General features: G+C 66.9%; 12 protein-coding genes and 1 other RNA gene. 2 read left to right on the top strand and 11 right to left on the bottom strand.

Annotation, left to right across the window (positions count from 1 at the left end):
• Position 1: 1 nt before the first annotated feature.
• From mraY to ACZ75I_RS03145, 7 genes are read right to left on the bottom strand one after another with little or no spacing between them, the layout of a single operon-like run.
• The gene (gene mraY / locus ACZ75I_RS03175; protein ID WP_061478394.1) at positions 2-1,087 is read right to left on the bottom strand and encodes a phospho-N-acetylmuramoyl-pentapeptide-transferase; all 1,086 of its coding nucleotides are present in this window, start codon (positions 1,085-1,087) and stop codon (positions 2-4) included.
• A complete protein-coding gene (locus tag ACZ75I_RS03170) occupies positions 1,077-2,471 on the bottom strand; it encodes a UDP-N-acetylmuramoyl-tripeptide--D-alanyl-D-alanine ligase (protein WP_346476219.1) in 1,395 nt (464 codons plus the stop codon). The genes mraY and ACZ75I_RS03170 overlap by 11 nt, the downstream gene beginning before the upstream one ends.
• Entirely contained in the window at positions 2,468-3,976 is a 1,509-nt protein-coding gene (locus ACZ75I_RS03165; RefSeq protein WP_154350229.1) for a UDP-N-acetylmuramoyl-L-alanyl-D-glutamate--2,6-diaminopimelate ligase, read from the bottom strand. The genes ACZ75I_RS03170 and ACZ75I_RS03165 overlap by 4 nt, the downstream gene beginning before the upstream one ends.
• Positions 3,973-5,817 (bottom strand): peptidoglycan D,D-transpeptidase FtsI family protein, encoded by a 1,845-nt coding sequence (locus tag ACZ75I_RS03160; RefSeq protein ID WP_069139504.1) that lies wholly within the window; start codon positions 5,815-5,817, stop codon positions 3,973-3,975. Before ACZ75I_RS03160 ends, ACZ75I_RS03165 begins: the two co-directional genes overlap by 4 nt.
• Positions 5,814-6,077: a cell division protein FtsL gene (gene ftsL / locus ACZ75I_RS03155; protein ID WP_005415286.1), complete on the bottom strand. Its 264-nt coding sequence runs from the start codon at positions 6,075-6,077 to the stop codon at positions 5,814-5,816. The genes ACZ75I_RS03160 and ftsL overlap by 4 nt, the downstream gene beginning before the upstream one ends.
• Complete coding sequence (rsmH, locus tag ACZ75I_RS03150) at positions 6,074-7,042, bottom strand: 16S rRNA (cytosine(1402)-N(4))-methyltransferase RsmH (protein WP_049468237.1); 969 nt, start codon at positions 7,040-7,042, stop codon at positions 6,074-6,076. The genes ftsL and rsmH overlap by 4 nt, the downstream gene beginning before the upstream one ends.
• A gap of 14 nt (positions 7,043-7,056) precedes the next feature.
• Positions 7,057-7,458, bottom strand: coding sequence for a division/cell wall cluster transcriptional repressor MraZ (locus tag ACZ75I_RS03145; RefSeq protein ID WP_008266948.1), 402 nt, complete (start codon positions 7,456-7,458; stop codon positions 7,057-7,059).
• A gap of 369 nt (positions 7,459-7,827) precedes the next feature.
• Between ACZ75I_RS03145 and ACZ75I_RS03140 the strand changes: the two genes are divergently transcribed.
• Together ACZ75I_RS03140 and ACZ75I_RS03135 are read left to right on the top strand one after the other, a co-directional pair.
• Positions 7,828-8,616, top strand: coding sequence for an NRDE family protein (locus ACZ75I_RS03140; RefSeq protein ID WP_061478397.1), 789 nt, complete (start codon positions 7,828-7,830; stop codon positions 8,614-8,616).
• 282 nt (positions 8,617-8,898) lie between these two features.
• Positions 8,899-9,378: a DM13 domain-containing protein gene (locus ACZ75I_RS03135; RefSeq protein WP_005415283.1), complete on the top strand. Its 480-nt coding sequence runs from the start codon at positions 8,899-8,901 to the stop codon at positions 9,376-9,378.
• Between the two features lie 88 nt (positions 9,379-9,466).
• Here ACZ75I_RS03135 and rnpB read toward each other — a convergent pair.
• From rnpB to rsmI, 4 genes are all read right to left on the bottom strand, one after another.
• Positions 9,467-9,818, bottom strand: an RNA gene (rnpB, locus tag ACZ75I_RS03130) — RNase P RNA component class A.
• 79 nt (positions 9,819-9,897) lie between these two features.
• On the bottom strand, positions 9,898-10,707 hold the full coding sequence (locus tag ACZ75I_RS03125; protein WP_346476222.1) for a PDZ domain-containing protein: 810 nt from the start codon (positions 10,705-10,707) through the stop codon (positions 9,898-9,900).
• Positions 10,708-10,825: 118 nt separating this feature from the next.
• Positions 10,826-11,530: a DUF6058 family natural product biosynthesis protein gene (locus tag ACZ75I_RS03120; protein WP_472958697.1), complete on the bottom strand. Its 705-nt coding sequence runs from the start codon at positions 11,528-11,530 to the stop codon at positions 10,826-10,828.
• Positions 11,531-11,863: 333 nt separating this feature from the next.
• Complete coding sequence (gene rsmI / locus ACZ75I_RS03115; protein WP_472958696.1) at positions 11,864-12,682, bottom strand: 16S rRNA (cytidine(1402)-2'-O)-methyltransferase; 819 nt, start codon at positions 12,680-12,682, stop codon at positions 11,864-11,866.
• Positions 12,683-12,707 lie beyond the last annotated feature (25 nt).

Genomic DNA, 12,707 nt, shown 5'->3' with positions numbered 1-12,707 from the left:
CTCAGCGCACCTTCAACGTGGCCAGGCCGATCAGCACGAGCACGACGGAGATGATCCAGAAGCGCACGATCACGCGCGGCTCCGGCCAGCCCTTCAGTTCGAAATGGTGGTGGATCGGCGCCATGCGGAACACGCGCTTGCCGGTCAGCTTGAACGAGGCGACCTGGATCATCACCGACAGCGTTTCGATGACGAACACGCCGCCCATGATCACCAGCACCAGTTCCTGGCGGGTGATCACCGCGATCGTGCCCAGCACCGCACCCAGCGCCAGCGCGCCGATGTCGCCCATGAAGACCATGGCCGGATAGGTGTTGAACCACAGGAAGCCCAGGCCGGCACCGGCGATGGCCGCGCAGATGATGACCAGCTCGCCTGCGCCCGGGATCTGCGGGATCTGCAGGTAGTTGGCGAACACCACGTTGCCCGAGGCATAGGCGAACACGCCCAGCGCGCAGGCCACCAGCACGGTCGGCATGATTGCCAGGCCGTCCAGGCCGTCGGTCAGGTTCACCGCGTTGGAGAAGCCGACGATCCAGAAGTAGGCGATGGCCACGAAACCGATGCCGGCCAGCGGCAGCGCGACCGACTTGAACATCGGGATGTAGAAGGTCAGCGCTGCCGGCACGTCGGCCGTGTAGAACAGGAACAGGCCCGCGGCCAGGCCGAAGATCGACTGCAGCAGATACTTCCAGCGCGACTTCAGGCCGTTCGGGTCACGGCGGACGATCTTGATCCAGTCGTCATACCAGCCGATGGCGCCGAAGCACAGCATCACCGCCAGCACCAGCCACACGTAGCGGTTGCGCAGGTCCGCCCACATCAGCACCGACAGGGTGATGGTGAGCAGGATCAGCGAACCGCCCATGGTCGGCGTGCCGGCCTTGGAGAAATGGGTCTGCGGACCGTCCTGGCGGATCGGCTGGCCGCCCTTGAACTGGGCGAGCTTGCGGATCATCGCCGGGCCGAACCACAGCGACAGGAACAGGGCCGTCAGCGCGGCAAGGATGGCGCGGAACGTCTGGTAGTTGAACAGCCCGAACAGGCTCTCCAACTGCTGCAACCATCGAGCCAGTTCATACAACATGCGGGGATTCCTCTCCTTGCGCCAGCAGCGCTTTGACAATCGTGTCCATGGCGCTGCCACGGGAACCCTTGACCAGGCAGCGCACGCCGGCGTGCAGCTCGTCCTTCAGCGCCTGCGACAGCGCGTCATGGGTGGCGAAATGACGGCCGCCGTCGCCGAAGGCGGTGGCGGCGGCGGCACTGAGCGGGCCCAGCGCGTACAGGCGCTTGAGGCCGGCGGCGCGTGCGCGGATGCCGGCCTGCGCATGCAGCGCCTCGGCGTCCGGGCCCAGCTCGCGCATGTCACCCAGCACCAGCCAGCCCTCTTCCGGGGCAGCGGCCAGGGCATCGATGGCCGCAGCGAGCGAGCCGGGATTGGCGTTGTAGCTGTCGTCCACCAGCACCGCGCCGTTGCGCAGCTGATGGGCGATCTGGCGTCCCGGTACCGGCTGGGCCTCGGCCAGCCCGGCCGCAATCAGCGCCAGATCGACACCGGCGGCCAGCGCCAGGCTGGCGGCGGCCAGCGCATTGCTGACGTTGTGGCGACCCGGCAGGCCCAGCACCACGCGGGCTTCGCCGGTCGGTGCGACCAGGGTGAACTGGCTGCCCTGCGCACCGGCGCGGATGTCGCGCGCGGTCACGTCCGCCGAGTGTTCCAGGCCATAGCGCAGCACGCGGCAACGCGCCGGAGTGCCGACGAAGTGCTGTTCGAACCAGCGGCCGTAGGCATCGTCGGCGTTGATCACCGCCACGCCATCGGCCGGCAGCGCGGCATAGATCGCGCCCTTGGTCACCGCCACGCCGAGCAGGCTGCCCATCCGCTCCAGGTGGGCGGGGGCAATGTTGTTGACCAGCGCATAGCGCGGGCGGGCGATGTCGGTCAGGTAGGCGATATCGCCAGGCTTGCCAGCGCCCATCTCGTAGACGGCGTAGTCGGCATCTTCCGGCGCGTCGATCACCGCCAGCGGCAGGCCGATCTCGTTGTTGCGGTTACCCGGGTTGGCGTAGACCACCTTGTGCGCGTGCTGGGCCACCTGCTGCAGGATCGACAGCAGCAGGCTCTTCACGCTGGTCTTGCCATTGCTGCCGGTGATCGCGAACACCTCGGTGCCACGGTCACGCTGCATGCCGGTGGCGATCTTCGCCAGTGCCAGCTCGCTGTCGGCCACCAGTACCTGCGGCAGCTCGATCGGCAGCAGCCGCTCGACCAGCAGCGCACTGGCACCGCGCGCCTGCGCGTCGGCAGCGAAGTCATGGCCGTCGAAACGCTCACCGCGCAGCGCCACATACAGGCTGCCCGGGCCCAGGTTGCGGGTGTCATTGCTGACTGCATCGATGGCCACGTCGTCGCCGTGGATCTCGCCACCGGCCCAGTGTGCGATCAGCGAAAGCAGGGTGCGCTTCATGCGGCGCCCTCCCCGGCCTGTGCCTGCAGAACACCGGCCTTGGCCGCCAGTGCAGCCGCAGCCACTTCGGTGTCGTCGAAGTCATGGCGCACGCCATTCACTTCCTGGTACGGCTCATGGCCCTTGCCGGCAATCAGGATGATGTCGCCGGCACCGGCTCGCTTCACCGCCAGGCCGATCGCACGCGCGCGGTTGCGCTGCACGGTCACGGCATCGGCGTGCTGGAAGCCGGCCAGGATGTCGGCCACGATCACGTCGCCATCCTCGCCACGCGGGTTGTCGTCGGTGACGATGACCTGGTTGGCCAGGCGCTCGGCAATCGCCGCCATCTGCGGACGCTTGCCGGTATCGCGCTCGCCACCGCAGCCGAACACGCAGAACAGCGTGCCCTGCAGATGGCCGTGCAGGCTGTCCAGCGCCTGCTCCAGCGCGTCCGGGGTATGTGCGTAGTCGACCACCACGGTCGGCAGGCCGTCTTCGCCGCCGAGGCGGTTCATGCGGCCACGGATCGGCTGCAGCGCCGACAGCACCTCGGCGATGCGCGGCAGCGGCTGGCCCTGCGCGTGCAGGGTGCCGGCCACGGCCAGCAGGTTGTCCACGTTGAAGCGGCCCAGCAGCGGCGACTGCACCGCGGCATGCTGGCCGTCGATGACCAGCTCGAAGGCAATACCGCGCCCATCCAGCTGCAGCGCTTCGGCGCGCACGCTGGCGTCAGCGGCACCGCGCGAGCTCAGGCCGATCGGTTGCACGCCGGCAGGCAGGCCAGCGAACAGCTGGCGACCGAAGGCGTCGTCCAGGTTGACCACCGCCGCCTTCAGGCCCGGGCGATGGAACAGCCGCGCCTTGGCCGCGCCGTAGCTGGCCATGTCACCGTGGTAGTCCAGATGATCGCGGGTGAGGTTGGTGAACACCGCCACGTCGTAGTGCACGGCATCCACGCGGCCCTGGTCCAGCGCGTGCGAGCTGACTTCCATCGCCACCGCGCGCGCGCCGGCGTCGCGCAGCTGTGCCAGCAGCGCATGCATCTGCAGTACCAGCGGCGTGGTGAATCCGGTCGGCTCGACTGCACCATAAAGTCCGGCGCCCAACGTGCCGATACTGCCACTGGGCGTTCCGAGCAGGTGCCAGGCCTGGGCCAGCAGCTGCACGGTGGAGGTCTTGCCGTTGGTACCGGTCACGCCGACCATCGCCATCGCCCGCGACGGCGCGCCGTGGAACTGGTCGGCCATCGCCCCCATGCGCGCCCGCAGGCCCGGCACGGCGATCGCATCGGCCGGCGCCGGGAGCTCGGCCGGTGCCGGTGGCTCGAACAGGATGGCGCTGGCACCGGCCGCACGGGCCTGCTCGACAAAGCCCAGGCCATGCGCGCCGAAACCAGCGATGGCGACGAAGGCATTGCCGGGGCGCACGGCGCGGCTGTCCAGCACCAGGCCGGTCAGAACGGGATCATGGCCCGCCAGGGCCACGTCCGGAAGCAACTGCGAAAGCAACATCGAAGGACTCATTGCGTGCCTCCCGTAGCGGGCGGCGTCTGGGCTTGCGCGCTCGGCAGCGCGGCATCGAATTCAGCGGCGGCATCGACCGGCAGCGCGGTCTCGGCCGGCGGTGCGGGCAGGATCGAGGCCGAATGGCCGACCTTGCCCGACTGCTGTGCGGCCAGCCACGACTGCAGGTCGTCCAGCGGCACGTCCATCAAGCGCAGGGTGCCTTCCATCACGTTGTGATAGACCGGCGCCGACACCAGGCCACCGTAGAACTTGCCGGCCTGCGGATCGTTGATGACGATGACGGTGGCGAAGCGCGGGTTGGTGGCCGGCACCACGCCGGCGAACAGCGCGTTGTAATGGCCGCGCTCGTAACCACCCGGACCGGCCTTGCGCGCGGTGCCGGTCTTGCCGGCCACGCGGTAGCCCAGCACCGCCGCCTGCTTGGCGCCGCCCTGGGTGACCACCGTCTCCATCATCGCCACCACCTGCCTGGCGACGTTCTCGTCGATGATCTGCTGGCCTTCGTTGCGCTGGCCCTTGACGAAGGTCGGCGCGATCAGGCGCCCGCCGTTGGCCAGCGCCGAGTACGCGGTGGCAATCTGCAGCGGCGTGACCGACAGGCCGTAGCCGTAGGACATGGTGGTCTTGGTGGTCCCCGACCAGCGCGCCGGACGCATTACCACACCGGCCGATTCACCCGGGAAACCGCTGTGCGGCGCCGAACCATAGCCGAAGCGGCGCACGCCGTCATAGAAGGTCTGGTCCGGCATCTTCGCCGCAACCTTGGCTGCACCCACGTTCGAACTGCGGGTGATCACGCCGGTCACGTTCAGCACGCCGTTGTTGCGTGGCACGTCGCGGATGGTGAAGCGACCCAGCGTCATGTAGCCCGGGTTGGTGTCGATGATGGTGTCCTTGGTCACCACACCGGCCTGCAGCGCGGTGGCGATGGTCAGCGGCTTCATCGTCGAACCCGGCTCGACCAGGTCGGTCACCGCGCGGTTGCGGCGCGTATCAGGGATCGCGCCGGTCAACGAATTCGGGTTGTAGGTCGGCAGGTTGACCATGGCCAGGATCTCGCCGGTGGTCACGTCCATGATCACCATTGAACCGCCGGCCGCCTTGTTGGCCACCAGCGCGTTGCGCAGTTCCTTGAAGGCCAGGTACTGGATGCGGCGGTCGATGCTGAGGGTCAGGTCCTTGCCCGGCTCAGCGGCACGCAGCAGATCGCTTTCGACGGTCTCCCCCTTGCGGTTGCGGATCACCCGCTTCGCACCGGGCTTGCCGCGCAGCCATTCGTCGAAGGCCAGTTCCAGGCCTTCCTGGCCGCGATCATCGATGTTGGTGAAGCCCAGCACGTGCGCCATCGCCTCACCCTGCGGGTAGAAGCGGCGGAACTCGCGCTGAGCCGCCACGCCCGGAATCTTCAGCGCGACCACCTTCTCTGCCTCGTCCGGATTGATCCGGCGACGCAGGTACATGAATTCCTTGTCCGACTTCTGCGACAGGCGGCTGCTCAGCTCATCCACCGACATGCCGACCGCCTGGGCCAGCTCGGGGATGCGCTCGGGCGAACGCAGCAGGTCCTGCGGGTTGACCCAGATCGAGGCAACCGGCGTGGACACCGCTAGCGGCTCGCCGTTGCGGTCGGTGATCATGCCGCGCGAGGTCTTGATCGGCAGCTCGCGCAGGTAGCGGGCCTCACCCTGGCGCTGGTAGAAGTCGCTGTTGATGATCTGCACGTAGGCCGCGCGACCGACCAGCGACACCGAGCACAGGCCAAGCGCCAACGCCACCCAGCGCAGGCGCTGGCGCAGGTTGAAGGCATTGCGTGGACGGTTGCGACCGGCCTTGCTCATGGGCGCACCACCACGATGTCGGCGGCCTCGGGGAACTTCATGCCGAGCTTTTCGCGGGCGATGCGATCGACACGGTTGGCTTCGGCCAACGTGGCCTGCTCCAGCTGCAGGCGGCCGAATTCCAGGTTGATGTCATCGCGCTTGCGCTCGGCGCGCGACAGCTCGATGAACGTCTGCCGGTGACGGTGACGCACGAACACGACGCCGATCGCCGAGGCCACGGTGCAGGCCAACAGGATGATCAGCAGCAGTCGGCTCATGCGTCGGCCTCCCGCTTCTGGGCCACGCGCAGCACGGCGCTGCGGGCGCGCGGGTTGGCGGCCAGCTCTTCGTCGGTGGCCTTGATGGCCCCACCGATCAGGTCCAGCGTCGGCACGAACGCAACGGCCTCGGGCAGGCGGCGGTTGGCCGGCGGCGCCTTGGCCAGGCGATTCATGTACTGCTTGACGATGCGGTCTTCCAGCGAGTGGAAGCTGATCACCGCCAGACGGCCACCGGGCTTGAGCCGTTCCACCGCCGCATCGAGCCCTGCTTCCAGATCGGCCAGCTCGCGGTTGATGTGGATGCGGATGGCCTGGAAGCTGCGCGTGGCGGGATGGATCTTGTCCTTTCCACGCGGCATCACCGAGGCGATCAGCTCGGCCAGTTCGGCGGTGCGGGAGAACGGCTGCTTCTCGCGGCGGGCCACGATGGCGCGGGCGATGCGCCGGCTCTGGCGCTCTTCGCCGTAGGTCCACAGCACATCGGCGATCTCGCGCTCTTCCACGCGGTTGATCCACTGCGCAGCGCTTTCACCGCTGTCCGGGTCCATGCGCATGTCCAGCGGGCCGTCCTTGCCGAAGCTGAAGCCACGTTCGGCCACGTCCAGCTGCGGCGACGACACGCCCAGGTCGAACAGCACGCCGTCCAGGCCTTCGGCCGTCGCATCCCACTGCAGCAGCTGGGCGAAGCTGCCACGGAAGATGGACACGCGCGGGTCCGGCGCGAAATCACGCTCGGCAACGGCGATGGCTTCCGGATCCTTGTCCATGACCAGCAGGCGCCCCTCGGGACCGAGCTGGGTGAGCACGCCACGTGCATGACCGCCACGACCGAACGTGCCATCCAGATAACGTCCGTTTTCGATCACCCTCAGGCCTTCAAGGACCTGGGTGTACAGGACCGGCAGGTGCACCGCCGGCGACTGCGACACCGGAAGGTGACCGGCCTGCGCTTCTGGGCGCATCCGGGCACCCCGGCTCACAACTTCAGGTCGAGCAACCCATCACCCAGATCCTCGTCAGACAACGTCTGCTGGATCAGGGCCCGATGTGCCTGCTCGCTCCACAATTCGAACTTGTCGCCCATGCCGAGCAATACCGCCTTCTTCTCAATGCCCACCGCACCGCGGTGGCTGGCGGGGATGCTGATGCGACCGTTGCCGTCCAGCTCCAGATGGGCGGCCGAGCCGACCAGCTTCTGCTGCAACAGGCGCACGACGCGCTGGGTGTTGGGCTTGGACATCACATCGTCGCGGACCCGTTCCCATTCCGACTCTGCGTACAGCCACAGGCAGCCGGCTTCGAACGGGTTGTAGGTCAGCACGAGACGGTTGTTGCTGGCGCGCGCGACGAGGTCGCGGTAAGCGGTGGGAACCGCCATGCGCCCCTTGTCGTCAACTGTGATGGCCGTCTCGCCCTGGAACACGACGCCTGCACCTTGTCCTTCGCCCGGTGAAACATTGAACCACGAAAACCCACAAAACACCCGGATTTCCCTCTGATGCCCACCTTAGCAGCGGGCCGAGGGTTGTCAACAACTTTTCAGCAGGGAAATCGCCAGCCGCATCAATGGCTTGCAACAACCTTTAGAGAATTGTTCAAGGCTTATCCACAAGTTGCTGATCCGTCTCAATTTTTGAGATTGAACGGAAGTTCAGGGGCGTGGACGGGGCGTGAAACATCGGCCGCGCATTCATCAGAGCCGGGCCGGAAACGGCGCCGGACTGCGCAAACGGTGCACAATGAGGCCATGTGCCTGCTTGCTCTTGGCTGGATGCACCACCCGCGCTGGCGGCTGGTGATGACCGGCAACCGTGATGAGTTCCACGCCCGCCCCACCGCGGCGCTGGCCCCCTGGCAGGATGAGACTTCCGTCATCGGGGGACGCGACCTGCGCTCCGGCGGTGGCTGGGCCGGAGTCGGCGCCTCGGGCCGGATGGCGGTGGTCACCAACGTCCGCGACCCGCTGGTGGCCCAGACCGGACCGTCGCGGGGCGCGCTGGTGGCCGACTTCCTGCGCGGCCGCGACCCGGCCGCCGTGCATATTGATCGCTTGGCAACCGTGGCCGGTGCCTACGCCCCATTCAATCTGTTGCTGGCCGATGGCGACAGCCTGGAGTACCTGGGCAACCATCCCGCCGAACGGCAGACGCTTGGCCCGGGCGTACACGGCATGTCCAACGGCGCGCTGGACGCGCCCTGGCCGAAGACCCGACGGCTGATGGCCGCGCTGTCGGCATGGCTGGAAGCAGACGGGGTCAGATCCCTTTCGCAACGCGAAAGGGATCTGACCCCGGACCTGACCCCGCTCTGGAATGCCTTGGCCGATGAACACCGCCCCGCCGACAGCCACCTGCCCGACACCGGCATCGGCCTGGAACGCGAGCGCTGGTTGAGCCCGGCCTTCATCCGCGGCGACGACTACGGCACCCGCGCCAGCACCGTGCTGCTGATCGACGCCGACGGCCACGGCGAGATCCACGAACGCCGCTTCGGCCCTCAGGGTGTCTCCAGCGGACAGAACCACGTCATATTCTGACCCGGTCGTGCCGGCCGCTGGCCGGGTTCTCCTGCCGGCACGACCTGCACGCCGTTGTCGCCATCGACGCGGCGGCAGGCGTCATCGCAACAGGCCTGAAACGTCATTCAGCTTCCAGCGGCGACCGCGATCCGCCCGTGCCGCAGGGGTCCCGGCATTGCAGCCTGCCCACTGTGTCCTTTTCGCATTCGGCACTGTGTCTATAAATGTAGGCCCTGACCTCCCAGGGTGGTCGCGCCCGGCATCACGCCGCGCGATCGACCGCAACCACAAGGAGGCCCCATGCGCCGCATCCTCATCCTGCTCGCCACCCATCTGCTCACCCTCGGCCTGGGCTTCGGCCTGGGCGTCTATCTGCTGCCAATCCTGATCGCCCCCGATGACCCGCCGGTCGCTCAGGTACAGGCCGCGATGAAAGACGCCACCTACCGCACCACCTTCCGCCGCGACCTCAAAGGCAGCGATGCGGTGCACTGGGCCGAAGGCAAGGTCAGCGTCAGCGCCACCCAGGTCGCCTTCGACGGGAAGATGGGACCGGGCCCGGATTACAAGGTCTATCTGGTTCGCGATTTCGTCGACAACAAGGCCGACTTCCTGAAGATCAAGGCGCAGGCCCAGCGCATCGGCGAGGTAAAGACCTTCAACCGCTTCCTGGTCGAGGTGCCCGCGAACGTGGACGTGGACGACTACACCACGGTGGTGGTGTGGTGCGAGCGCTTCTCGCAGTTCATTTCCGCCGGGCAGTACCGCACGCCGGGCTGAACAACATCCCGAGCGTCTGGACGGAAAGCAGCCGAGCATGGCTCGGCTGTACTGTAGAGCCGAGCCGTGCTCGGCTTACCGGAAAAAGAGGCGGAGCCGGCCGATAAGCCGGGTTCTGTCGTGGACAGTCATTCCTCTAGGCGTTACGTCACCGCAACGCTCAAGCAACCTACCCGGATCCAACGCGGGCCGCGCCAAAGGATCCCTATTTGGTCTTGCTCCAGGTGGGGTTTGCCGTGCCGGTCTGTTGCCAGACTCGCGGTGCGCTCTTACCGCACCATTTCACCCTTACCGGCCTTCCGAAGAAGACGTAGGCGGTATCTTTCTGTTGCACTTTCCGTCGGCTTGCGCCGCCCAGGCGTTACCTGGCACCTTGCCCTATGGAGCCCGGACTTTCCTCGGCACCCCCGAAGGGATGACGCGACTGTCTGGCCGGCTCCGCCACGCGTATTCTAGCGTACGCACGCCCTTCCTGCCGTGCCGATCGCGGCGGCCGGTTCATCCACGCGTAGCGTGGCTCTAGCGGCCCTTCGCCCTCGCCATCACCACCGCCCGCGACTCCAGCACCACACCTACGATCAATTCCCGCACCTGCGGTTGCGAACCGTCCCATTCAATGCGGCGAACGCGCACGTCCACGCGATCGCCCGGCGCGTAGGCTTTCAACGCTTGGCCGACACCGAAGACGGTCTTCACTCGGGTACCCGCCACGGCCAGCACCTCATCCCCCTTGCGCAGGCCAGCGCGATGGGCCGGACCCTCGTCAGGCTCGGATTCGATCACGGTCGCGCCCCCCATCTGAACGCCGAGGACCGGGCGCAGCGCGTCGCTACGCGAATCCCCTTCCCCCGCCTGCTCGCGCGCCAATTCGGTGGCGCCCAGCAGTGCATCGTCCAACCCCGCATCGAAATAGGGCGCGTTGTCCACGAATGCGGCGCATTGCCACGACGCGCGCTCGGGCACCGGCTCGCGCCTCGCACGCAGGGCCTGCCGCAGGTCGCGCCATTGCGCCGCGCTGACGTACCGCTGCTGGCTGCTCACCAACTGCTGGTAGGCCGCCTCGATCTGTGCGTGGTTGTCGGCCCCCACCTGCAGACATGCCTCGTAGCTCTCCAACGCGTCACGTGCCGCGCGGTAGGTCAGGTAGTTGCCGTAATCGCGAACCGACTGCAGCCGATTGAACTCGACCAACCCCGGATCGAACAGCAGGTAGCCGACATAGTCCGGGCCCAGATCGGCTTCGGTAATGGCTGCAGGTGGCGGCGCTTCAGCTGCAGGAGCTGGCACATCGGCCAGTGCGAACAGCAGGAACAGTCCCTTTTCAAACATCTGTCTTTCCTCCCTGAAGGAGATTTGAGAGCTTCGCCCCTTAGCCCCCCGGAATTCGGCCGCTGCCGTGTTCCAGCGTCCCAGTCTGTGAACGAGCCATGCAGGTCTGCACGCCTTTTCAGGACTTTTCGCCCAGCTCCCGGCGAAGATCGTCGACCAGTCGCTTTCTGCTGCTACGGTCATACTCGGCCGGCGAAAACGGCATCGACGCACGCGCATAATCGTCGATCAATGCCAGCAGCGCCTGCCTGTCGACACGCGCATCGAGAGGCGTGTGGGTGTCACTGGCGAGTGCGACCAGTTGTTCCTGGAGCAGCTCCTTTCTTGCGATGCCGGCGCCGGTGGACGGATCTGCGATACACAGACCGAAGGTCCCGTTGAAGAAGTGCGGGAGCAGCAGTTGCGCCTTGTCGTGCGCAGCGTTGGCATCCCCAAGCACGCCTGCCATGTAGCCCTCGAGCTCCTGCAGCAGAACGTCGACCACAGCCGCCCGCTCACTGCCCGGTGGTGCATGATCGGCGATGCGTGTCCAGCGTGCGCAATCGGTACGGAAGTACTCCCCCACAAGGTCTTCGCTGATGGGAATGGAGCCGAACACTGCAGACCGGATGGTGCCTTCCTCGCAGGTGTAGGTGGGCTGCGGCACCGCGCCCACTGCAATCAGGCGACTTAGCCTTTCTTCTGACACATTGCAGAATGCGGCGAACACATCCTTTGGCAGGAAATGAGCCTGAAGGTAGGCTGTCAATGCCATCTCGAACAATTGCTCCCAAGTGGGGGATGAAGAGGCGTGTGCCGTAGCGTCTTCGCCCAGGACAGGCATTTGAAGACATCCCGAGCACCGGTCCTCACGCGTCAGAGGCCTCGGAAATGGGGTCACACTACGGACACCCTTCCGCATCGGGAGTATCCGCGCGGGCTCGACTGATCTCAATGTCGCTCTGCAGGACGTCCCGTCATGCCAAAGGCTGCTGGGTTCGTACGATCATCAGTGGGTCGATCATTGCTGCTCATCACGACATTGCCTGGCCCCTGATTCGTCCCTCAGCTGCGCACGTGAGCACGTTCACACGCCAGAGGTTGGCGCCCCTCCGGCGGATCCGAACCGTTTCGCATTTCGGGCCGCGCGCTCCCGGGCATGCCCCGGAGCGATCCATCAACTACCGTACAGCGCCTTGCGCGGTGCGCCGGTCAACTCAGCAGCCAGCTTGGCGGCAGTTGACGGCGGCAGGTGCTCGCTCAGCTTCGCGTAGACGCGACGGCCGTGTGCCAGCTGCGCTTCCTCATCGTCACCCGCCCCCTGCACCATCACTACGAACTCGCCCTTGCGCTGGTTCTCGTCGGCCTCGACCCTGGCCAGCAGGCCAGCCAGGTCACCATCAAGGACGGTCTCGAACAGCTTGGTCAGCTCGCGGGCGAGCACCGCCGGGCGTTCGCCGCCGAAGATCCCCGCCATGTCGGCCAGCGACTCGGCAATGCGGTGCGAGGATTCGTAGAACACCATCGTGCGCACTTCGCCGGCCAGCGCCTGCAGGCGGTCGCGGCGGCCGCTGACCTTGGCCGGCAGGAAACCCTCGAAGCTGAAACGGTCGCTGGGCAGGCCGGCCACGCTCAGCGCGGCAATGGCGGCGCAGGCGCCGGGCACCGGGCTGACCTTGATGCCCGCCGCGCGCGCGGCACGCACCAGGCGGAAACCGGGGTCACTGACCAGCGGGGTACCGGCATCGCTGACCAGCGCCAGCGACTCGCCGGCCTGCAATCGCGAAACCAGGCGCTGCGCCAAGGCCTCTTCATTGTGTTCGTGCAGGGCCACCAGCGGTTGCTGGATGCCGAAATGGGACAGCAGCTGGCCGCTGCGGCGGGTGTCCTCGGCACAGATGGCCGCCACCGAACGCAACACCTCCTGCGCGCGCGGGCTCAGATCGGCCAGGTTGCCGATCGGGGTGGCGACGACGTACAGGGTTGGCACACTCATTTCAGCGGTACTCACGGGGCAAGGG

The organism is Stenotrophomonas sp. X, assembly GCF_055721025.1.
This window is presented reverse-complemented; position numbering and strand designations above follow the sequence as displayed.

Coding starts and splice junctions, on each gene's coding strand:
- mraY (WP_061478394.1), bottom strand. CDS start 1,087: ATGTTGTATGAACTGGCTCGATGGTTGCAGCAGTTGGAGAGCCTGTTC.
- ACZ75I_RS03170 (WP_346476219.1), bottom strand. CDS start 2,471: ATGAAGCGCACCCTGCTTTCGCTGATCGCACACTGGGCCGGTGGCGAG.
- ACZ75I_RS03165 (WP_154350229.1), bottom strand. CDS start 3,976: ATGAGTCCTTCGATGTTGCTTTCGCAGTTGCTTCCGGACGTGGCCCTG.
- ACZ75I_RS03160 (WP_069139504.1), bottom strand. CDS start 5,817: ATGAGCAAGGCCGGTCGCAACCGTCCACGCAATGCCTTCAACCTGCGC.
- ftsL (WP_005415286.1), bottom strand. CDS start 6,077: ATGAGCCGACTGCTGCTGATCATCCTGTTGGCCTGCACCGTGGCCTCG.
- rsmH (WP_049468237.1), bottom strand. CDS start 7,042: ATGCGCCCAGAAGCGCAGGCCGGTCACCTTCCGGTGTCGCAGTCGCCG.
- ACZ75I_RS03145 (WP_008266948.1), bottom strand. CDS start 7,458: ATGGCGGTTCCCACCGCTTACCGCGACCTCGTCGCGCGCGCCAGCAAC.
- ACZ75I_RS03140 (WP_061478397.1), top strand. CDS start 7,828: ATGTGCCTGCTTGCTCTTGGCTGGATGCACCACCCGCGCTGGCGGCTG.
- ACZ75I_RS03135 (WP_005415283.1), top strand. CDS start 8,899: ATGCGCCGCATCCTCATCCTGCTCGCCACCCATCTGCTCACCCTCGGC.
- ACZ75I_RS03125 (WP_346476222.1), bottom strand. CDS start 10,707: ATGTTTGAAAAGGGACTGTTCCTGCTGTTCGCACTGGCCGATGTGCCA.
- ACZ75I_RS03120 (WP_472958697.1), bottom strand. CDS start 11,530: ATGCCTGTCCTGGGCGAAGACGCTACGGCACACGCCTCTTCATCCCCC.
- rsmI (WP_472958696.1), bottom strand. CDS start 12,682: ATGAGTGTGCCAACCCTGTACGTCGTCGCCACCCCGATCGGCAACCTG.